This is a genomic window from Pigmentibacter sp. JX0631 (genome assembly GCF_029873255.1).
In the GTDB taxonomy this organism is placed as follows: domain Bacteria; phylum Bdellovibrionota_B; class Oligoflexia; order Silvanigrellales; family Silvanigrellaceae; genus Silvanigrella.
Genome location: NZ_CP123622.1, coordinates 3,596,771 through 3,617,607, shown reverse-complemented (window position 1 = coordinate 3,617,607; position 20,837 = coordinate 3,596,771). Strand labels below are relative to the sequence as shown.

Annotated in this window: 18 protein-coding genes; 8 read left to right on the top strand and 10 right to left on the bottom strand. The window is 32.3% G+C overall.

From position 1 onward, the window contains the following. Positions 1–158: 158 nt before the first annotated feature. Positions 159–1,778 (top strand): beta-ketoacyl synthase N-terminal-like domain-containing protein, encoded by a 1,620-nt coding sequence (locus tag QEJ31_RS15565; protein WP_280591547.1) that lies wholly within the window; start codon positions 159–161, stop codon positions 1,776–1,778. An 84-nt stretch (positions 1,779–1,862) separates the two neighbouring features. Here QEJ31_RS15565 and QEJ31_RS15560 read toward each other — a convergent pair whose 3' ends face one another. The 3 genes from QEJ31_RS15560 to gltX form a co-directional block, all read right to left on the bottom strand. Next, complete coding sequence (locus QEJ31_RS15560; protein WP_280591546.1) at positions 1,863–3,299, bottom strand: PAS domain-containing sensor histidine kinase; 1,437 nt, start codon at positions 3,297–3,299, stop codon at positions 1,863–1,865. 76 nt (positions 3,300–3,375) lie between these two features. Beyond that, entirely contained in the window at positions 3,376–6,141 is a 2,766-nt protein-coding gene (locus QEJ31_RS15555) for a pitrilysin family protein (RefSeq protein ID WP_280591545.1), read from the bottom strand. After that, positions 6,142–7,596, bottom strand: coding sequence for a glutamate--tRNA ligase (gene gltX / locus QEJ31_RS15550; protein ID WP_280591543.1), 1,455 nt, complete (start codon positions 7,594–7,596; stop codon positions 6,142–6,144). A 205-nt stretch (positions 7,597–7,801) separates the two neighbouring features. Here gltX and QEJ31_RS15545 point away from each other — a divergent pair, with 205 nt between their 5' ends. Next, positions 7,802–8,107: a hypothetical protein gene (locus QEJ31_RS15545; protein ID WP_280591541.1), complete on the top strand. Its 306-nt coding sequence runs from the start codon at positions 7,802–7,804 to the stop codon at positions 8,105–8,107. Here QEJ31_RS15545 and QEJ31_RS15540 read toward each other — a convergent pair. Then, positions 8,104–8,979: a hypothetical protein gene (locus QEJ31_RS15540; protein ID WP_280591539.1), complete on the bottom strand. Its 876-nt coding sequence runs from the start codon at positions 8,977–8,979 to the stop codon at positions 8,104–8,106. The genes QEJ31_RS15545 and QEJ31_RS15540 overlap by 4 nt on opposite strands. Before the next feature lie 234 nt (positions 8,980–9,213). On the opposite strand from QEJ31_RS15540, the gene QEJ31_RS15535 reads away from it, so the two are divergent. Then, a complete protein-coding gene (locus QEJ31_RS15535; RefSeq protein ID WP_280591536.1) occupies positions 9,214–9,990 on the top strand; it encodes a hypothetical protein in 777 nt (258 codons plus the stop codon). A gap of 8 nt (positions 9,991–9,998) precedes the next feature. On the opposite strand, the gene QEJ31_RS15530 is transcribed toward QEJ31_RS15535, so the two are convergent. The 3 genes from QEJ31_RS15530 to QEJ31_RS15520 all read right to left on the bottom strand — a co-directional run bounded on the left by QEJ31_RS15530 (position 9,999) and on the right by QEJ31_RS15520 (position 13,273). Next, entirely contained in the window at positions 9,999–11,549 is a 1,551-nt protein-coding gene (locus QEJ31_RS15530) for an ABC transporter substrate-binding protein/permease (protein WP_280591532.1), read from the bottom strand. A 23-nt stretch (positions 11,550–11,572) separates the two neighbouring features. After that, positions 11,573–12,349, bottom strand: a complete 777-nt coding sequence (locus QEJ31_RS15525) for an amino acid ABC transporter ATP-binding protein (RefSeq protein WP_280591530.1) — start codon at positions 12,347–12,349, stop codon at positions 11,573–11,575. 132 nt (positions 12,350–12,481) lie between these two features. Continuing rightward, positions 12,482–13,273: a transporter substrate-binding domain-containing protein gene (locus QEJ31_RS15520; RefSeq protein WP_280591528.1), complete on the bottom strand. Its 792-nt coding sequence runs from the start codon at positions 13,271–13,273 to the stop codon at positions 12,482–12,484. Positions 13,274–13,481: 208 nt separating this feature from the next. Here QEJ31_RS15520 and QEJ31_RS15515 point away from each other — a divergent pair, with 208 nt between their 5' ends. Then, a complete protein-coding gene (locus tag QEJ31_RS15515; protein WP_280591526.1) occupies positions 13,482–14,480 on the top strand; it encodes an ABC transporter substrate-binding protein in 999 nt (332 codons plus the stop codon). Between the two features lie 7 nt (positions 14,481–14,487). Here the strand turns inward: QEJ31_RS15515 and QEJ31_RS15510 are convergent, their stop codons facing one another. Continuing rightward, on the bottom strand, positions 14,488–14,838 hold the full coding sequence (locus tag QEJ31_RS15510; RefSeq protein ID WP_280591524.1) for a DMT family protein: 351 nt from the start codon (positions 14,836–14,838) through the stop codon (positions 14,488–14,490). A gap of 69 nt (positions 14,839–14,907) precedes the next feature. After that, on the bottom strand, positions 14,908–15,585 hold the full coding sequence (locus QEJ31_RS15505) for a hypothetical protein (protein ID WP_280591522.1): 678 nt from the start codon (positions 15,583–15,585) through the stop codon (positions 14,908–14,910). 294 nt (positions 15,586–15,879) lie between these two features. Between QEJ31_RS15505 and pstS the strand changes: the two genes are divergently transcribed. Genes pstS through pstB form a run of 4 tightly spaced genes read left to right on the top strand, consistent with a single transcriptional unit; the run spans position 15,880 to position 19,643 of the window. Then, on the top strand, positions 15,880–16,986 hold the full coding sequence (gene pstS / locus QEJ31_RS15500) for a phosphate ABC transporter substrate-binding protein PstS (protein WP_280591521.1): 1,107 nt from the start codon (positions 15,880–15,882) through the stop codon (positions 16,984–16,986). 49 nt (positions 16,987–17,035) lie between these two features. Then, complete coding sequence (gene pstC, locus QEJ31_RS15495) at positions 17,036–17,953, top strand: phosphate ABC transporter permease subunit PstC (protein WP_280591520.1); 918 nt, start codon at positions 17,036–17,038, stop codon at positions 17,951–17,953. Between the two features lie 2 nt (positions 17,954–17,955). After that, positions 17,956–18,804 carry a phosphate ABC transporter permease PstA gene (pstA, locus tag QEJ31_RS15490; protein WP_280591518.1) on the top strand — a complete coding sequence of 283 codons (849 nt, stop codon included), beginning with the start codon at positions 17,956–17,958 and terminating at the stop codon, positions 18,802–18,804. Then, positions 18,801–19,643 carry a phosphate ABC transporter ATP-binding protein PstB gene (pstB, locus tag QEJ31_RS15485; protein WP_280591516.1) on the top strand — a complete coding sequence of 281 codons (843 nt, stop codon included), beginning with the start codon at positions 18,801–18,803 and terminating at the stop codon, positions 19,641–19,643. The genes pstA and pstB overlap by 4 nt, the downstream gene beginning before the upstream one ends. 46 nt (positions 19,644–19,689) lie before the next feature. Here the strand turns inward: pstB and QEJ31_RS15480 are convergent, their stop codons facing one another. Further along, entirely contained in the window at positions 19,690–20,733 is a 1,044-nt protein-coding gene (locus tag QEJ31_RS15480; protein ID WP_280591514.1) for a S1 family peptidase, read from the bottom strand. Positions 20,734–20,837: the final 104 nt, after the last annotated feature.

Sequence of the window (20,837 nt, the reverse complement as noted above, 5' to 3'; positions counted from 1 at the left end):
ACTTCACAATATGCATATAATCAGCCTCTGGTTTTTTAGTGAGTCTTGCTAACAGCACATAATTTTTGTTAAATTAATTATTGCTTACCCATAAAGACAAGCTTTGCTTAAAATTATCGCTTGTAGTTAGTTTTCAACCAAAAAAGGAAGTGTTGCACATGACTATATCTTCAAATTCTTTGCCTAAGCGTAGGAAAGTTTTTCTTTACGCCGCATCTGTAGTCGCTCCAGGCGCTTCAAATTTGGAAGAATTTCTTGCAATTGTTGAAAAAGGGGAATCAGCTCTAACACCAAAGCAGTCCTTATCAAATGTTTTTTTAGCAGGAATTCCGAAGTTTGACTTCTCTATCTACAAAGATTGGTTAGAAGAAAGGCATGGGCCCAAAAGATATACTTTACTCAAAGAAAAAAATGGTGATTTGGTTAAATATGCTGTTGGTAGCCTTATAGATGCCTTAAAATCAAGACCTGGATTAGAAAAAGTGTTACAAACTCTTGATCCGCGTATTACAATTCAATACGCTAATGGTTTAGCGGATTTACCCGTAATGTTTCAATCTGCACGCGAATCAGATGCTGGTTTTTTTCAATGGAATTCTTTTTGGGCAGATCCAATACGAAATCAAGAATGTTCCGATCACTTAACTCAAAAGAAAATTTATCCAAATGTTCCTCCTAAGCCCGATCTTTTCCCTGTAGATTCTCTACAGCGTTTCGAGGCATTAAAAAAATGGAATGACTTTTGGATACAACAATCAAGTAATTATCAGAATTTTTTAACTGAATTAAAAGAAATTGAAGCTCAACCGGTGGTTGGAATTGATATCGATGCAGCAAAATTAGCTTTAATCAGAACGAAATCAAAACTAAGAAAAAATTTAATTGATAAATACCAATGTCCTACCCCTCCTTGGGAGAGTACATCACCAAATTTATTATGGAATGTTCCTAATGTAGCTGCAGCGCAAGCTTCTATGCTTTTAAATATTCATGGTACTTCTACAGGTTTTTCAGGTGCATGTGCTTCTTTTGGGTCAATGATTGATCATGCTTTACTTGAAATTCAAAGTGGTAGAACGGATGTTGCTATTGTCGGAGCTACAGATGCTAATCCATCAAATGAACTTATTTCGGCTTTTTACAATGGCAGATTGGCGGTTTTAGGTGATTCCCATGGTGTACCATTCTGTGATTTACGTGGAACGCATATCTCTGGTGGAGCGTGTACATGGATAATTGCCGCAGAAGACGCTATGCAGAAGTTTGATATACAACCATTACCTGTAGAAATACTTGGTGCAGGCGTGAGTAGTGATGCGGAACACATTATCACTCCTTCTAAGGAAGGTCCGAAATTAGCGATAAAAAGAGCTTTTGCAGATGCAGGGATACAACCTGCGCAGGTGTGTCTTTGGGATATGCATGCCACAGGTACTCCAGGTGATTGGAATGAACTTAATTTAATTGATGAATTTGCACCAAAAACGGCTTATATTTCAGCAAGAAAAGGAATTTTTGGGCATGGGATGTCTGTAGGCGGAGGTTGGGAGCTTACAGCACAATTACTTGGAACTAAAAAGACCAATCAACAAACTTATAAATTGTTACCTTCTGGAATTGATCCAAATAAAATAAACCCGAAAATTTCTTCTTTAAACCGAAATTTGTTGTTAAATAAAGTTGTTGAAATAAAAGCGCAAGACGAAGGTCTTGTTTGTGTGAAATTAAGTATGGGTCTAGGCGGAACCACAAGTTGTGTGGTTGCACGAGTAAAATAAAACAAGTAATCTTTTATTTTTTTTGAGATCTTTATCTTAATATTAAATGCTTTTTTTAGATTATTTTTCAAAAAATAAAGGATTCTAGATAGCGTCAGTTGGAAGAGTAATATAAAATGTAGTTAACTTTTCACTACTGTCAAAATGAATTGTTCCTTTATGTTGTTCTACAATTCTTTTAGAAATGCTTAATCCAAGCCCGGTTCCATGTCCTACTGGTTTAGTAGTAAAAAATGGTTCGAAAATTCTATCTTTTATTTCTTCAGCAATTTGTTCTCCTGTATTAGAAATTTGAATGATTATATTTTCTTTTTCTTCATATAGTTTTAGATCTATTTTTCGCTCAGAATTTTTTTTACTTAATATTATACTATCAATTGAATTAAGGAGAATGTTTAAAACTACTTGCGATAATTCAGTTGGATAACAATAAATTTCATCATTCTCTATTTTATTTATTTGCAGAGAAGTTTCTATTTCATAAGCTTTAAATTTATCTGTTAAAGTGCTAAAAACAGATTGAATAATATCTGTTACTTTCGATTTTGTTTGGGGGAGAACGGTGTTATTTTTTGCTAGTGATCTCATCATTTTTATTAATTTTGAAATTCTATCGACCATAAATTCAATTTTTTCGATAGATTTAATTAGTAATTCATTTTCTTCCTTTTCATCTTGTCGCAGATTCTTCTTTAAGATTTGTGAATTTCCTAAAATAATTGTTAACGGATTATTAATTTCATGGGCAATTTGCCCTGCCATTTCACCTAAATATGACAGCCTATTTGAATGAAATAAAGCTTGTTGATGATCAACAAGTCTTTTTTCAGATAATTTCCAATTGGTTACGTCTTTTGAAATAATTAAGAGAACATCTTCTCCATACGGCATTTTTATTGGAACTCTAATATTTTCAAACCAAGCAGCATTGCCAGAAGGATCTGTTGTTAATTCTATTTCAGAAACTTTTTCTTCATCTTTATTTTCTAGCTTTTCTGTGCCAGGTAACCACAATTCTTTTTCTTGCAACAAATGATTAAGTGTTTCTATATTCTTTCCTTCTTTTATTCCTGCAAAATCATAAATAGCTTTATTTGCAAATAAATAAAGTCCTACACGATTAACAATTGCTATTAAATTAGGATCATTATCAAAAATTATTTTCATAAGACCTGTATGTAACAAAAAATCTTCTGAAGAATATTGCGACAATTCTTCACAACAAAATGCAAAATGATTTGTTTCCTTAAGAAAAAAAATTTTCCAGCGTGAACGAGACAGCATTTCAGGAAAACATGAAAGCTCAATTTGTGAAAAATCATCAACTTGAGTACTAATTTTTATTTTTTCTAATAGAGTATTTAATTTTTCCAATTCAGAAGCAATTAACAAAGAAAATAAATTTTTCTCAGTAGTTAAAAAATGTTTATTTGCCACTTTATTAGCAGCAATAATTTTTCCAGATGGGTCTACAAGAAGCAGAGCATCTTTAGCTAGATCAAAGAAAAATTTGAAATCCATACTTTTATTTCCTAAGAAAAAGCAGGAGATTTAATTCTTTTGAGAAATCTAAAAAAAGAAGCCCAGCTTTGAAATTTTATGACAAATCCCAATTTAAAACGGATTCATCATCTTCAGGTATCCAAGTTCCTTTTGGACCGACAATAGAAATAATTGGCGGATTTTCTCTTAGTAACAACGATAGCACATCACTTACCATTTCAGGAGTAACTGCATTGACACGATCTGAAAATTTCAAAAAATTATCAAAATCTAATCCATAGACGTCGCTCATCGCAAGTTGAGAAGCTTGATAATTATGATGTTGGGATTCAATACTTTGCGAGCCTAAAACGGAGCTTTGAGCTCGTTTCAACTCATCTTTTGAAGGAGGTGTTTTTGCCAAAGCTTCGATATGATACTTCATTCCTTCTATAGCTTCCTTAGCTTTATGCGATGCGGTTGCTATGTAAGTAGTAAATACACCAGCAAAAATATTTGGAGATTGCGAAGCGCTGACGCTATAAGCTAATGATTTATTATCTCTTAGATCCAAAAATAATCTTCCTCCTTGCCCTGCAAGTATATTTGCCCCTAATTCAAGAGCGGTTCTTCTGGGATCACTAATTGGAAATGAGCGGAATGAAAGGGTTATATGAGCCTGTTCTCTTTGAATTTCATCAAAAGCAACCCTTTTGCTCTTGCTACTAGGCAACTGAGGTGCTGGCGGTAAGACTAATTTTTTTGATTCAAAATCTGAATCAAAAAAAGCTTTAAATTCTGATTCAATAAGATTAACAAATGATCTTAAATCAAAATCTCCGGCAATAGAAAAAACAAATTCTTTTGCGTGAAAAAGTTGTGACCAAAATTGTTGAGCATCTTCCTTTGTTATTTTTGCAAGAGATTCTTCCGTACCAATACCACTTTTTGCATAAGGATGATTGGGGAACAGGAGGGGTTGAGACAATTTTGATATTCTTGCAACAGGGCTATCTTTTTGTGCAATGATAACTTCAATTGTTTCTTTATGCGTTCTTTCCCATTCATTTATAGAAAATTCAGGTCTAAAAAAACAGTCAAGCAACATTTGAGCAGTACGTAAACTATTTTCACTTATTGAGTCAAAACGCATTCCAAATAAATCTCTGGAAGAAAAGGCACTAATACTAGAAGCATTATCTTCTAATTCTTCAATGAATTTTCTATAACTTTGTCGCAAAGTTCCTCTAGTTAACATGCTCGCCATCAAACCACTGACACCATTTTTGTCTTGTGGTTCATGGATAAGTCCACCTTTTAAAAGTAACATACCACTTACAACTGGCAAACGTTTCGAATTTCTGTAATTAATTTTTAAAGTCTTATCTCCTGGTAAAGAAATAATTATTTGTTTTACATCGGGATTTATTTCAGAAGTTTTTCTGAAATAGTGGTTCAACCAACTTGCTTTATTAAAGCTAGGGCTATTTGATTTTTGTAAACTTGTTTCAAGTGGCTCTTCATTTAAATGTATTACTTTAGCTGCATGGAGTATAGTATTTGTAAGATCAGTAGAAGTTATATTTGGGAGAATTTCTCGGCCTAAAGCAGCTGATACACTGAATTTCCCTGATTCCAATTGATTCATTACATTTTGTGCTATTTTTTGAATTTGGTTAGGAGTTACTTTTGTAACAGCATGCATGTATTTTGTTTCAAATTCCATTTTTTGTGAAGTTTGTAAACTTAAACCTGCACACCGAGATATTCCATCCATACTTTCACGTGAATAAATTCTTTGTGCTTTTAAAGTATTTAGCACTCGAGTTAATTCTTCTTGGGTAGGAGGAACTTCGGCTAAACGTCTAATTTCTTCAACAATAACTTTGAGCGCTTGTAATGTATTATTTGCCATCCCAAAAAAACCAATTCCAAGCATCCCAATTGGGTACTTTGGTGTATAGCAGGAAGAGTCAATGCTTGTTACGATCTGCATTTCATCACGCAAAATTCTTGTTAAGCGTGAAGTATCTGCTTCACCAAGGATAGAAGCAAAGACATCCCAAGCAGGCATGTCGTGGTTTTCTAAAGTTGGTGCAATGGTTGCTAACTGGATTCGAGCTTCTTGCCATGGGCCACGTTCTATAATCGCTGTTGGTTGGTTTTGCACTGGATTCGTAATATTTGAGAGTTCTGGACGAAACCGTTTTGGTACTGTTTTGGGCTGAAAATCTTTTGTCAGCTCTAAAAGATGATTCCACATTTCATCACCATCAAAATCGCCAGAAGCAATAAAAATCATATTATTTGGGATGTACCATTTTTTATAAAAAGCATAGACTTGCTCTCTAGAAAATTTTTCAACAATAGGCTGAAAACCAATTACAGGTTTTGCCATTCTAGTTCCATTATAAAAAATAGAAAACATATTATGCGACAAAACTGCATTAGGATTATCACGACTTCTTTTTATTTCTTCTAAAATGACTTCTAATTCTTTTGTTAATTCTTCTTCATCTATAAGGCTATTTTGGACAACATCAAGTAACAGTTCAGCACCCTTTAATGCAAAAGAAGCAGGAGCCGTTAAATGATAATTAGTGTGATCAAATGTTGTATAAGCATTAATATCACCACCTTCAAATTCAACAGTAGAAGCTATTTGTCCCGTTTTAGGATATTTTTTTGTTCCTTTAAATAACATGTGTTCAAGAACGTGAGCAAGCCCACCTTCTTGAGTATCAATATCATCTTCATCTATGGAACCAGCTTTCACCAAAATTTGAACTGATATTATGGGTGCAAAATTTGATGGATGTAAATAAACTTCCATTCCATTTGGTAAATATTTGTGGATAATATTATTACTATTTTTGTACATTCATGACTCTTTCATAGTTTTTAAAAATTCAATAGCAAGTCTAATTCTTCTTTGTACAATATCTTTGCCTAAAACTTCAATGCATTCAAATAAGGGAGGTGTTTCTTTACTACCAGTTACTGCAACTCTAACAGGCATAAAAACGTCTTTTGGTTTCAGCTCTTTTTCTGTTAAATACTGATTGAAAATATTATGAATTTCTTGGTGATTCCAATTTTCGCAAACATCTAATTTTAGCACTAAATCATTTAAATAGGTAGAAACTTCTGTAGGAGTTCTTCCTTTAGGCAATAATGGTGCATTTGTATAGTTTAAATCTCCTTGAAAAAAGAAAGAAGTATGGTCGATGAAATCTTCAAATTTTTCTACTCTTTCTTTAATTAAAGGGATAATTTTTAATAAATATTCTTCATTAAATACAATCTCTTTTAAATGAGATAACCACTTATCATTACTTTCTTGTTTTAAATACTGGCCATTAAGCCACGCTAATTTTTTCAAATCAAATACAGGGCCACCTAAGGTCATTCGATCCCAAGTAAAACCTTCAATCATTTCTTGAGTTGAAAATTTTTCAACATTATCTCCAAAATTCCATCCCATGAGAGCTAAAAAGTTTCTCAATGTTTCAGGCAAAATTCCTTTTCGGCGATAGTAGTTAATTGAGGTAGGATTTTTCCTTTTAGATATTTTAGATTTGTCAGCGTTTCTTAACAGAGGTAAATGGCAAAAGTCAGGTTTTTCCCAGCCAAACATTTCATAAAGCATTATATGTTTTGGTGTAGAAGAGATCCATTCTTCACCTCGTATCACATGCGTAATTTTCATCAGATGATCATCAACAACAACAGCCAAATGATAAGTTGGAAAACCATCTGTTTTTAACAATACTTGATCATCAACGCCATCATTTTCAAATTCAATCATTCCACGTAATGTATCTTTAAAAGCGGTTTTGCCAGTGGTTGGCATTTTCATTCTAATGACAAAAGGAATTCCTTCAGCTAACTTTCTTTCAACATCAGCCTGCGGAAGGTCTCTGCATAATCTGTCATAACCTGGGGGAAGTTTCTGTGCTTGTTGTGTTTTTCTAAGTATGTCTAATCTTTGAGTTGTACAAAAACAACGATAAGCATGTCCTTTTTGAATTAAACTTTCAGCATATTCACGATAAATATCTCTGCGCTCACTTTGTTTATAAGGAGCATAAGGGCCTCCAATATCTGGACCTTCATCCCATTGGATTCCTACCCACTTCAATGCATCAAGGATCATAGCTTCGCTATCAGAGCGGTATCTTTTTTGGTCTGTATCTTCTATTCTAATAATAAATTTTCCACTGTGTTTTTTAGTAAAAACATAATTAAATAGAGCAATATAAGCTGTTCCTATATGTGGATCTCCAGTAGGACTGGGTGCAATACGAACTCTGACTTCTTTGTTCATCGATGACATGAAAAGGACTCCTAGTATTATCGGGTACAATTCCCTTATGAACTAGGCTTTACCTCAATTTGCATTCTTTTGGCAATGATAGATATTACTGAATGAGTTGCAAATTAAAGAATGAATCGTATACTCCACCACAAGAAGTTTTTTCGAACTTCTTTTATGAAAAAATATGGAATGGCTTTATTTTGTCTATTGGAAACATTAAATATTGACAAATTATGAAGAACAAAAAATGCGTGGATTTCATTTTATAATATTTACTCAAGATGCTTTGAAAAAAGATCTTTGGCATAAGGATGAAATTGTATATGCCACTACTCCCTTAAAAGCTGCTGAACTGTATGTTTCATTACATTTTCAAATTCACGATCACATCCATTCCATTAAAGAAGTAAATTTAGATGAATATGATGTTTTTATCAGAGGAAATGACAATTTTGAGACTAAAATTAAGGTCAAGTCCTATAAAGAACTTGACCTTGAAATTCCTGCATTTTTAAGAGTAGAAGTTTAGGGTGTAGAAGCGATTAACGTTTTTGGTTGCCCATGACTATCTTGAACAATAACTGAAGCATTTGAATAATAACCAATCTGAATATCTTCTGTAACTATTCTGTAGCTAGGTATATTTGAAGCATTTAGCACGTTTTCTATCGGAAACGCCCAAAAGTGATGGCCTTGATACGGCTTTTGATAATTTACAGCAGTATTACCTGAAAGATATACGATATAGTTTACTCTAACTTTCATAGTACCTCTTGTTGCAATCAAATCAGCAACAACTTCCTCACCAGGATTTAAGCTAACAGATAATCCAGAACTAGAACCGACTGTTGTTGCTTGACTAGAAGATCCGCCTTTTCCCCATGTTTCAGAAAGGCTAAAACCTGTGGAATATTGGATAGATTCTTTTGCTAGTTCAACACTCACTTCGGTTGTGCTAGTGAATGAAAAATTTGTTGCCGCTGTTGTAGAAGAGGACCAGTTGCTCTCTATCGTATTTGTGACACTTTCCGAAATATTTGCAGAAAACGTAGCCGGTTTTGAAGAACTATTTTTAAAGTAACGAGACGCGATAATGACAGGTTGTGACTGTATGTCAGTTATTTTAATATCCCTAACTTGCATATTAACTTGAACTTGTTGCCAATTATAGCGAGAATATAAATCGGACCAAGATTTATTAGGCCAACTATCACTGCTTTTAACAAAGACATCAGTTGGTTGTTTACCAAAAAATTTACTGACAGCATTTTTTAATTGAATATCATTAATTTGAAATGTCTGTCTTTCTGCTTCAGTTATTACATGAAACTCATTTCCTGTTGCAGAGACACTAGAAGATGCTATGTTTAGGCCAGCAATAGCTGAAATTAAGATGGTCATAGAATTTCCTTTTTTGGTAGAAAGACTTACATTATGTAGTTAAGTTCTTTCATTAGAATTTAATTTTATGCTAATAATTCTTACAAAATGATGAAATTTCTATGAACTTTACTTATTTTATCTTGTTTTAAAATAAAATATTATGTATGAGTAGTGATTTACTTTAAATTTTAGACTATTGTCTTTAAATAAATTATTCTATAAAATGATAATTAATTTATATGAGAGCGAAAAATGAAATTTTATTTTAAATTATTAAGCTTAATTTATTGTTTGTTTTTTTGCCAAGCAAAAGCTGTTCAAATTATCCAACTTGGAGTTGAAGATGTAAATTTTTTTCCAATTTATGGCACCTATGATGGAAATGATAATAAACTTTTAGAATACGATGGATATTCAGCTGACATTTTTCGCTTATTTAATAAATCGCAAAATAAATATGAAATAAAATTCAATCCGGTTCAAATAAAACGATTGTTTTTAGAGTTTCTTGATCCAAAAAGTATTTTAGATGCAAAGTACCCAGATGATCCTAATTGGGCAATGGATTTAAAAAAAAGTAAAGGATTAAAAATTTATTATAGTTTACCTGTTATTAAGTACACGGATGGGGTATTTGTGTTAAAAGAAAATCAAAAGAATGATATAACTAAAATCAAAACATTAGGTATGATTCTAGGTTTTTCACCGATTGGTTATGAAGAATATATTAAAAGTGGTAAAATAAAATTAGAGCAAACAATTAATGTTAAAATATTATTTGATTGGTTAATAAATAAAAAAGTTGATGCTATTTATATCAGTAAAAGTATAGGTGAATGTAAATTAAATATTTTAAAGTATTCCGACAAAATTGTGTTTAATGATAAATTGCCTGTTTTAAGTGGATCATATCGATTATCAAGTATTAAATATCCAGAATTGATAAAAGATTTTGATATTTTTCTAAATAAGAAAAAAAATTTTTTGGGTCAAATGCAGAAAAATATTACAAAGTTTAAATGTCACTAGTATAGATGCTAGTTACTACCTTGTTCTTGTCTATCAAAATTTTTATTAAATTTCTTTTTGGAATTCACAGCAAAGTGTCTTTCTGCATAACGAGAAAGTCTAGCAAATGGAAGACCGATTAAGAAGTATACCAAAGCAGCTAATAATCCGACTCCTAAATAATCAAAGTAAGTTGAAGCTAATTGACTATAAATTGTAGTTAATTCAATTAAAGTTATTACTGATACTAGAGAAGAATCTTTTATTAGTGCAATAAAATCATTTGTCACAGGAGGAATAACTACTCTTACTGCTTGTGGAATAATAATATGTCGAAGGGATTCCATTCTGGACATTCCCAAAGCATAAGCAGCATCTTGTTGACTGTGTGGTATAGAAGTCATTCCCGCCCGATAATTTTCTGCTTCATTAGCAGCATAATTTAAACCTAAACCTAATACAGCGGCAAAGAAAGGGCTTAATTTTATCCCAATGTGGGGAAGACCATAAAAAATTATATATAATTGAATTAATAAAGGTGTTCCTCTGATTACTTCAACATATGTAAGTGCTAATTTTGCAAAAAATGGAGGAGCATATAATCGAACTAGTGCTATAAAAAGACCTAAAGTAACAGCAAGAATCATAGCAAGAATTGATATTTGCAAAGTCATAATAGCGCCTTTACCTAATAATGGTAAAAAGCTAATGTACTGTTTAATTTTATCAACCCAGGTTTTTTCTAATCCAATATGTTTTAAATATTCTTGATAGGCCACGGGTTCAGTTTTGTATTCACTAGATACACCCCAAGCTTCTGCAGTAGCCTTATTCCATAAATTCCAATTTTCTAAAATAGATTGCAATTTACCATTTTTAATCAATTCATCAATTGCCTTGTTTACTTTCTTCCGTAATTCTTTATCCTCTTTCCTAAATGCTACACCGTATTCCATTCTGCCTACAGGAGGGCCAACAAATTTTAATTTTGGATTATGTTTTGCATAATATTGAGCGATTGGCAGGTCTAATAAAACGGCATCAAGTCTATCTCCTGCTGCTAGATCAGCATAAGCATTAACTTCTTCATCATAAATTTTTATTTGAACTTCGCCCACATCTTCAAGAATTCGGTAGGCTAGTGAAGCCGGTAAAGTTGCAACTCTTTTTCCTCTGAGATCGGATAACTTATGAATTTCATAATTTTGCTTATTAACTACGATTTGTTCAGAAGTAACGTAATAAGGATCTGAGAAACTTACGGATTGCTTTCTTTCTTCAATAATTTCTAGCCCATCGATGACCACATCATAATTTCCAGCTATAAGACCCGGAATCAAGCCATCCCATTGATTTTGCACAAATTCGGCTTTCATCCCAAGTTGACTAGCAATAGCTTCGATGATGTCAGCATCAACACCAATGATTTTATTTGGATTATTGGCATCGCGAAAGACATATGGAGCGCCGCTATTTGCATCACTGCCCCAGCGTAAAACTTTTTTATCATCTTTTCCAAAGGAATTAGTTATAAACAGTAAACAGATTAAAGAAACAAAAAAGTAACGAAGTTCGTTCATTATATAATTTTCTCCAGTCCTACTCAGTTAAAATTTCTTAAAAAATGACGTGTTCTCTCATCAACTGGTGAGGTAAATATTTGTTCTGGAGTTCCCATTTCAACTATTTTTCCCTCTTGTATATGGACAATGTGATCTGCGACATCTTTGGCAAAACGCATTTCGTGTGTAACAACGATTTGAGTCATTCCTTCATCATCTAAAGTGCGCATTACTTGCAATACTTCATGCACAAGACCTGGATCTAGTGCAGAGGTTGGTTCATCATATAAGATTGCCTTCGGAGACATTGCTAAAGCTCGAGCAATGGCAGCTCTTTGTTGCTGTCCTCCTGATAGTTGGCAAGGATAGTGATCTGCATGAGAAAATAACCCTACTTTTGCAAGCAATTCTTTAGCCTTTTCTTTCGCAAGGTTTTTATTCATTTTTTTTACAACTATGGGAGCTTTAGTTATATTTTCTAACAAAGTAAGATGCGGAAAAAGATTAAAACTTTGAAATACCATGCCTACATTTTCTCGTATGGCACGGGCTTTTTTATCAAAGTCTTTTTGAGATTGGCTTGAAGTAGAATTTTTTTCTAAAACTACTCCATTAATGACTATTTCCCCTGAATCTAAGGTTTCTAAACCGTTTAGACAACGTAATAGAGTAGACTTCCCGCACCCAGAAGGTCCAATTAAAACAGTAAGTTCTCCTGGCGTCACTTCTAAATTTACGTTACGTAAAACTTCTAAATTGCCGTGTTTTTTTGATAAATTTTTTACAGAAATATATGCGCCTGTAGGGCTTATCATCATATAAATACTCCTATTTTTTTCCAAAAGGAGGGAAGCCTTGAGAAGGGTATTCTCTTTTACCGTGGAATTGCAGGTAACATAAAATAAAAGGATTTGGAAACAAAAGATTTCAAAAATTATAGGGTAGCATCACTAATGATAGATATCTTTGAATTCATCAGTGTTGGAGGTCATAATTGCGTCATATTTTTTTAAAATTGCTAAAAATTTCGATGTAGTCATAAATTTACGAAGGGTTTTTCGAAGAAGATCAATATCGGATTGAGTTAGATTTAATGAGCTTGCTAACCATCCTTGGCTATCATAAATTTGGAAATAATTGTTAAGTTCATTTTGAATTTTATACTTTTTTAGGAAGTAATTTGCCTTTATTTTTTGGGTTATCCAAGCATCAACTTCGTTCTTCCTTAACCTATCTATACAGCTATCCTCGTCACGGCAGTAGTATATTTGACCCTCCAGCCCAAAAGACTTTAGTATGCTTTCGCCTGCGCCTCCATTGATTGTTCCAATACGAGATAGGCCTTTGAGAGCGTTTATACTACTGATTTCTTTTGAAGTTCGTAAGTTAAAAAGACAAGTATAGTCATCAAATAGTGGCATAATCCAATTATAGTTATTTTCTCTCTCTGGAGTTCTAAAATAATAAAACAAGAGTAGTCTATCGTGATTATGAATATTATAGTTTTTGATCCTATCACCTTTGAGTAAAAAATGATGAGGTATGTTTCCGGCAGTCAAAGCTTCATCAATAATTTCACTGAATAATCCTCTTTTAGAATGCACAGAAGTTGAATAAGGAGGATTAAGATCAATATAAACTTCAAAAAATTTTGCATTTGCTGCTGTTGAATTAATTGATATTAAACAAAGGAGAAATAAAGTAAAATGAAATGTAGGAAAAAAATTTAAGCTGATTTTCATTCTAACTTCCTAAGTTTAATTATCACTAGAATGTTTCTATGTTCCTAAATAAAATAATTATAATAGAAGAAAAGAATGATTAAAATTAAGTCAAAAAAATGGCAAAATTAATTAGAATTTAGATCTGCACAAAAAAATAATTTCAATTTGTATTCTTTTAGTTTTATCGCTATGAAAGGATGATAGGTTTTTTCCTGAAAGGATTATTATGTTTATCTTTCTATTTCGCTTAATTCTATTAAAGTTTGTAATATTAAGTTATTGTTATGCTTCGGCCAATGAAGACTTAAAAAATAGTAAAAAAGTTGAAAATATTGTCACAGTTACACTCCTATTGGACTGGAAACCAAATACTAATCATATTGGATTTTATGTTGCAAAAGCTAGGGGTTTTTATAGACAAAATGGAATTGAATTAAAAATATTAAATCCAACACAAACAACATCAACAGCTTTAGTAGGAATGAATAAGGCTGATTTTGGAGTAAGTTATGCAAATAATTTAATTTATGCAAGAAATTCAAAAATTCCGGTAAAAGCGATTGCAGGTATAATCAGTGTTGATACCTCCTGTTTTGTTTGGAGAAAAACTCTGAATGTAAAATCTTTAAAACAACTTGAAGGTAAACGTTATGGTGGATGGGGAAGTCCAGAAGAAAATGCAACCTTAAATTTTATTATGAATAAAAATGGAGCTGATTTCACGAAAGTTAAAATGTTAACTACAGGAGTCCAAGATTTTCTTCCGGCTACATTAAAAAATGTAGATTTTACTTGGGAATACAAAGGTTGGAATATATTAGCTGCACAATTAAATAACGTTGAAGTTGATACCTATTGTCCTTCTGAACATTTTGCTGAATTTAATAAACCTTCTCCTCTTATAATTACGAGTGATAAATTGATAACAGAAAATCCAAAATTAGTTCAATTATTTATGCATGCCACGAAAAAAGGTTTTGAATATTCAATAAATAATCCTGAAAGTGCTGCAAATGAGATGTTAAAACTTCTTCCTGAGTTAGACTCAAAATTGGTCAAAGAGTCTGTGAAATTTTTAGCGCCATTGTATAAAGGAACAAACATAAATTGGGGATATTTAGATATTAAAAAATTTGAGATTTATTCAAAGTGGATGAAAGATGTTAATTTGATTAAAACCATACCATTACCCAAAGAGTATTTATCGAATGAATTTAATAATTAAAAATTAATTAATTCTTAAATGGTCCATAAAAAGCAAAGTAAACTGCAATTAAAATACAAATAAAGCTAATCAAATAGTTAAGCGAAAAAGATTCTTTTAAAACAAAAGTAGAAAATAAAAAAAATGCCACTAAAGTTAAAACTTCAGCTATTATTCGCAATTGTGCTGCTGACATTACTGAATGATCAATTCTATTTGCTGGTACTTGGAATAGGTATTCAAAGAAAGCTATTCCCCAAGAAACGAGTATTACAATCCATAATGGCTGGTTTGTAAATTTTAAATGTCCGTACCAAGCCACAATCATCAGTGACGAACTAATACAAAGCATACCAATCGATAATGTATAAGGGGTCATCAAATTAATATTCTCAAAAAAAATTAAACTACTGAAATAGTAACATATTTCTCATAAATATAGAAATATTTATTTTTGAGTTGTTTCTAATTTCGTAGCAATTGAAACATCAACTACCCAATAGCCATTTTTTAAGTTGATATCTCCTTCTTTTATTTGGAGTGGCTGTTTAAAGTATGGTGCTTCATAAAGAATCGTCTGAAATTCAGAATTTTCACCAAACAAATCGACTTTTCTGGAACGAATTTCACTCAACGTTTCTTTATCTAAATCTCTATTAAGTAAGTCTCTTGTCAGAAAGCGTTCATTAACTGCGATAATTTTTGCTTTAAATCCAAGCTCTATAAATTCGGATAATAAAGCTTCTTTTTCTTTATTTTCTAAAGGAAAATGAGCTTCCATTTTTTCTAATTGGCAGATTTCCGTAAGAATGTTTTTTTGATCTGGCTGATTAATTAGAGGGAAAAATCCTCCAATGAGATCATGTTTTTTTATATTGCTTAAAGTTTTAGCAAAGCTTTCTGTATAATTTTCTGTATCAGAATTGTAGATCAATAAAGGAATATTTAATTGATCTGATTGTGCCCTAAGCACTGCAGGGGAAAAGAAATTGGGTTTTAATTGATTGCTATAATCTTGCATTGCAGTAATGAGGCAAAGTACATCCGTTTTTTTCAATGCATGATAAAGGGTCAACCCAGAATCGTGTCCGCCACTCCATAGGCAAAAATAATTTCTTTTTTTCAATGTAAATTCCTTTAAAAGCATAAATTAGTTTAATTAAAGAAAGACTTCAGACCAGACAAATATACTTAAATTTAGATTTGGGGCAATCGACAAAGCGAAGTCAAAGTTATTAAAAATATGTGACGATTCTGTGTCAAAAGAATTTTTAAGTCTCTTAACGCCACATTATAGCCAAATTCTTTTAACAACATTGAAGTATAAAATTAGATAAAAATAGAATAACCCTCAGAGAGATAAATGAAGAGGGAAAAAGTGGATCCCTTTTTTTATTTGTATTATTAGAGGTTTATCTTTATGCAGACAGTACTAAATAAAATTGTAAAAATTTCCGCACTATACGCTACTTTAACAAGCTTTCCAATAGCTTTTTCAAGTGACCTAGTAACTGGAGCGGGATCAAGTTTTATAGCGCCTGTCCTCTATAAATGGTCTGCTACTTATAATACTGAATATGGCACAAAAATTAATTATCAATCAACAGGTTCTGGTGCAGGAATAAAACAAATTGAAGGTAACGTTGTAGATTTTGGTGCTTCTGATATGCCTTTAAAACCTACAGATCTTGAAGCAAAAGGTCTATTTCAATTTCCAGCTATTATAGGCGGGATTGTGATGGTCACTAATATTCCTGGAGTAGGGCAGGGACAGTTAGTCCTCGATGCAAAAGTGATAGCAGAAATATATAGTGGTAGAATTAAATTTTGGAATGATCCTAAAATATTAGCTTTAAACCCTACTTTGACTTTGCCAAAGAAAAACATTTTAGTTGTATATCGATCTGATGCTTCAGGCACTACTTTTAATTTCACATACTATCTTGAAAAAGCAGGTATGGGTACATGGAACGCTGGCGTAGGAACTGCTGTTTCATGGCCTTCAGGAGTTATGGGAGTAGGTGGTAAGGGCAACGAAGGCATTACAACTATGGTTAAAAGAGCTCCTGGATCTATCGGTTATGTTGAGTATGCATATGCCATGCAGAACAAGTTACCTTGGGCAAGAATGATCAATGCTGATGGTAAGATAGTACCCTCTTTGAATTCTAAAGATTTTGCTGATGAGAAAAAAGTAAGTGAAGCTTTTCGAAAGGCTCTACAATCTGCTGCAATTAATGCAAATTGGGAAACAACTCCCGGAATGAATGTGATCCTTGCTAACCAAAAAGGTTCGGAGACTTGGCCGTTAACCGCATCAACATTTATTTTAATCAAAAAAGAACAAAAGAATACTAAAATTGGGACTGAAGTCTTGAAGTTTTTCGATTTTGCTTTTAAAAAGGGATCGGAGTCCGCACAAGCTTTAGATTATATCCCAATCCCTGAAAATACTTACCGTTTTATTGAGAAAAAGTGGTCGCATGAAATTAAGTCAGGTAACGACAAAGTAGCTATTTGGAAATAATTTTTCGTAATTAATTGAGTTGTTTTTTGTTTAGTTGGAGAAATGTATTTTGGGTGACATATTATTTTCAAACATAACTAAAGGATTTGCTTGGTTCGCCTTTTTGTTATTGATGTGCGTTTTAGTTTCTTTATGTTTTGCTAGCGCACCTGCTCTACATCAATTTGGATTTCATTTCCTTGTTAGCGATGTCTGGGATCCTGTACAAGGCCATTTTGGAGCATTGAGTGCTATTTGTGGTACTTTAATGACCTCAATAATTGCTATGCTTCTTGGTGTACCATTAAGTTTAGGAATTGCTGTTTTTATATCAGAAATATCCCAAGGAAAAATTGCAAAAACAGTTCGAACATTAATTGATTTGATGGCTGGAATTCCTAGCATCATTTATGGAATGTGGGGCTTGCTAGTATTAGCTCCTTTTTTAGCAAATTATGTTCAACCTTTTATAACTGATGTTTGTCAAAATATACCTGTTTTGAATGTATTATTTGGTGGCCCACCCTTAGGAATTGGAATTTTCACAGCAGGTCTTATACTTGCCATTATGATAATTCCTTATATCTCTTCGACTTTGATTGATATGTTTCGTTCTGTTCCCTCGGTTTTAAAAGAAGCAGCTTACGGGGTAGGAGCTACTCGTTTTGAAGTCGTTTGGAAGGTAGTTCTTCCTTACGTAAGAAAAGGTATGATTGGAAGTATCATGTTAGGTCTTGGTCGCGCACTAGGTGAAACCATGGCTGTTACTTTCGTTATTGGAAATTCAAAACAATTAACGAGTTCTCTTTTTATGCCTGGAACAACTATTTCCGCTTCTATAGCCAATGAATTTAATGAAGCCACAGGGCATTTGTATCCCGCTTCCTTACTGGAATTAGGAGTTATTTTATTTGTGTTATCTTTTATTATTCTAGCTTTTGCTCGCTTATTTTTATTGAGAATTAATAGAAAAAAGGCAGGAGCATAAATATGAGAAAGACACAACTTACAAGACGTATATCCAATAAACTTTTTCACTATCTCTGTTACTTATCCGTCATTTTTGGAATTGCTGTATTAAGTTCTATTTTTTATGCTTTAATCCATCACGGCTTTCCAGCTTTAAGTTTAAATTTCTTTACAATGGATACTCCTGCCCCTGAGACAATTGGTGGCGGTCTAAGAAATGCTATAGTAGGAAGCTTAATTATTACTTTAGCTGCTGTCGTCGTTGCCACCCCTGTAGGTATTCTTGCTGCAACATTTCTTTCTGAATATGCTCGCGGAAAAAAAATTGCTTCTGTTATTCGTTTTGTAAATGATGTTTGGTTAAGTGCACCATCAATTATTGTTGGACTTTTTGTTTATACAGTAGTTGTTCATCCAACAGGAAATTATTCTGCATTTGCTGGAGCAATATCCTTAGCTATGATTGCTTGTCCAATAATTACTCGTAGTGCTGAAGATATGTTGAACTTAGTTCCTAATGAACTTAGAGAAGCTGCAATTGCTCTTGGTTTACCAAAATGGAGAGTAATTATTCATATTGCTTGGCGTGCTTCTAAGCAAGGAATTTTAACTGGTATTCTTCTCTCTGTTGCTCGTATATCAGGAGAAACTGCACCATTATTGTTTACTTCTTTAAATAATCAATTTTGGAGCACTAGTTTATCTCAACCAATTGCTAATTTACCTGTAACAATTTATCAATTCGCTATGAGTCCTTATCATAATTGGCAGGAATTAGCTTGGGGCGGTGCTCTTCTAATCACAGTATTTGTTTTATTTTTAAATATTTTAACTCGTTACTTTACAAAGTCTGGGGGAAAACGCTCATGAGTATTTTTTCTAATTTATTTAAACGTGCTGAATTTTCCGGACAGGCTTCAACTGGGGAGTTAGATAATTTGGTTGTTTTAAGAGATAGTTCTCAAATTGTTATTCAAGATCTTAACTTTTATTACGGAAATAAACATAGATTAAAGAATATTAATATTTCTTTTAGAAAAAATAAAATTACTTCATTAATAGGCCCTTCTGGTTCAGGAAAATCCACTTTATTAAGGACAATAAATAGAATTTATAGTCTTTACCCAGAGCAAAAAGCTTATGGCAATATTATGATAAATGGGAAAAATATTTTAGAATCAAACATTGATTTAAATGAGCTGCGCACAAAAGTTGGAATGGTTTTTCAAAAACCAACTCCATTTCCGATGTCTATATTTGAAAATATTTCATTTGCTATAAAAATGCATGAAAAACTGAGTAAAAAAGATTTACATGCCAGAGTGGAATGGGCGCTTCGTTCAGCAGCTTTGTGGGATGAAGTAAAAGATCATCTGCATTCTTCTGGATTAGGTCTATCTGGTGGACAACAACAACGATTGTGCATTGCTCGTACTATTGCTGTTAAACCGGATATTTTGTTACTTGATGAGCCTTGTTCAGCCTTAGATCCTATTTCTACTCAGAAGATAGAACAACTTTTAATGGAATTGAAAAAAGATTTTACGATTGTGATGGTAACGCATAATATGCAGCAAGCTATGCGCGCTAGTGATGACACTGTTTTTATGACTAATGGGGAAATTGTTGAAGCATCTGATACCAAAACTTTTTTCTCAAATCCAAAAGACAAACAATCTTTAGATTATGTTCACGGTAAATTTGGTTGAGAAAACTTCTTTAAATATATTTTACTAAAAAATTCTTATAGCTTATTCAATCAATTCTCTTTTTGAACACAATTTTTTCATTCACTTGCATTGCTTCTTCTAATATCCATTCTAGGAAAGGTTCAATGTAAGTGTTTATGCTTTTTTTATTTTTACAGATCTCATTTTTTTCACCTTCATTTGCGTGGACAACTCCAATTGTGTAAAAAGTATCTTTTTCTTTAATTATAATTGGGCCTCCTGAATCTCCTTGGCAAATTCCGCTTTGTGTTCCTTCTGCAAATAAAAGTAATGATCTTGGGTCGTCTTGAAAATTTTCTGAAATAAATGGAGTAATGTTCTGTTTAAAATACGCACCTAATGAAGTACCATCCATTTCATAAAGCATAAAAGATAAGTAATCTATATTATGTAAATGAGCAATTCCCCATCTTTTTGTTCTTGTAATGTTACTATCTTTGTCTGAAGTTTTTCCATACCCTACAAAAAAGATACTTTCATTATCATTTTTTTTATGGCTTATTCCGACAGGTATAGCGTTTATTTCAAAAGAGCTTTTCTCGGTATAAACTAATGCTAAATCTGCAAAATTACATTTATTAAGTGATTGATATTCTTTGCTGTCATCAAAGCAATTCTCTAAATAATAGGGATGAATAATAATATTTTTGATTTTTGTTTTAAAATTATTATTTAAAACTTCAAAGCTGTTAAAACTATTATGAGTAGTACTTGTAGTTGCATAAGTGTTTTCAACTTCATTTACAAAATCATCAAAGCTAGTGGTCATTTTGTTTAAGTCAAAACAATGTGCGGCTGTTAGTATAAAGTGTTCGCTTATGAAAGTTCCTGTGCAAAATCCTGAAGGTGTAGAGAGAGAAACGACTCCAGAAGCTTCTGGAAAAACTGAATTAACCGAGTAATTAAATGAACAACCATCAACAATTTTATTTGCTTGATAATTATTTTTAAGTAATTCTATACTGCATTTATTTTTTTCAGAATTGTTCTTTTTTTCATTTTTTTTACATGAAAAAGTAAAATTAACCAAAATTGCTAATAAAAAAAAATATTTTATTTGTATGCTCATGAAATAATCCCTTATAATAAATACTAGTTGTTACAAACGTAACAGTTTAATTAGTAATATTACAAAATTAATGTAATTATAAGTAAAAATTTATGCTATATTTT

Excerpts from the sequence above, each read along its gene's own strand:
- QEJ31_RS15520 (WP_280591528.1), bottom strand. The coding sequence starts at position 13,273 with ATGAAAATCAGCTTAAATTTTTTTCCTACATTTCATTTTACTTTATTT.
- QEJ31_RS15515 (WP_280591526.1), top strand. The coding sequence starts at position 13,482 with ATGTTTATCTTTCTATTTCGCTTAATTCTATTAAAGTTTGTAATATTA.
- QEJ31_RS15560 (WP_280591546.1), bottom strand. The coding sequence starts at position 3,299 with ATGGATTTCAAATTTTTCTTTGATCTAGCTAAAGATGCTCTGCTTCTT.
- QEJ31_RS15530 (WP_280591532.1), bottom strand. The coding sequence starts at position 11,549 with ATGAACGAACTTCGTTACTTTTTTGTTTCTTTAATCTGTTTACTGTTT.
- QEJ31_RS15510 (WP_280591524.1), bottom strand. The coding sequence starts at position 14,838 with ATGACCCCTTATACATTATCGATTGGTATGCTTTGTATTAGTTCGTCA.
- pstA (WP_280591518.1), top strand. The coding sequence starts at position 17,956 with ATGAGAAAGACACAACTTACAAGACGTATATCCAATAAACTTTTTCAC.
- QEJ31_RS15540 (WP_280591539.1), bottom strand. The coding sequence starts at position 8,979 with ATGACCATCTTAATTTCAGCTATTGCTGGCCTAAACATAGCATCTTCT.
- QEJ31_RS15565 (WP_280591547.1), top strand. The coding sequence starts at position 159 with ATGACTATATCTTCAAATTCTTTGCCTAAGCGTAGGAAAGTTTTTCTT.
- QEJ31_RS15525 (WP_280591530.1), bottom strand. The coding sequence starts at position 12,349 with ATGATGATAAGCCCTACAGGCGCATATATTTCTGTAAAAAATTTATCA.
- pstS (WP_280591521.1), top strand. The coding sequence starts at position 15,880 with ATGCAGACAGTACTAAATAAAATTGTAAAAATTTCCGCACTATACGCT.
- QEJ31_RS15535 (WP_280591536.1), top strand. The coding sequence starts at position 9,214 with ATGAAATTTTATTTTAAATTATTAAGCTTAATTTATTGTTTGTTTTTT.
- QEJ31_RS15555 (WP_280591545.1), bottom strand. The coding sequence starts at position 6,141 with ATGTACAAAAATAGTAATAATATTATCCACAAATATTTACCAAATGGA.
- pstB (WP_280591516.1), top strand. The coding sequence starts at position 18,801 with ATGAGTATTTTTTCTAATTTATTTAAACGTGCTGAATTTTCCGGACAG.
- QEJ31_RS15480 (WP_280591514.1), bottom strand. The coding sequence starts at position 20,733 with ATGAGCATACAAATAAAATATTTTTTTTTATTAGCAATTTTGGTTAAT.
- gltX (WP_280591543.1), bottom strand. The coding sequence starts at position 7,596 with ATGTCATCGATGAACAAAGAAGTCAGAGTTCGTATTGCACCCAGTCCT.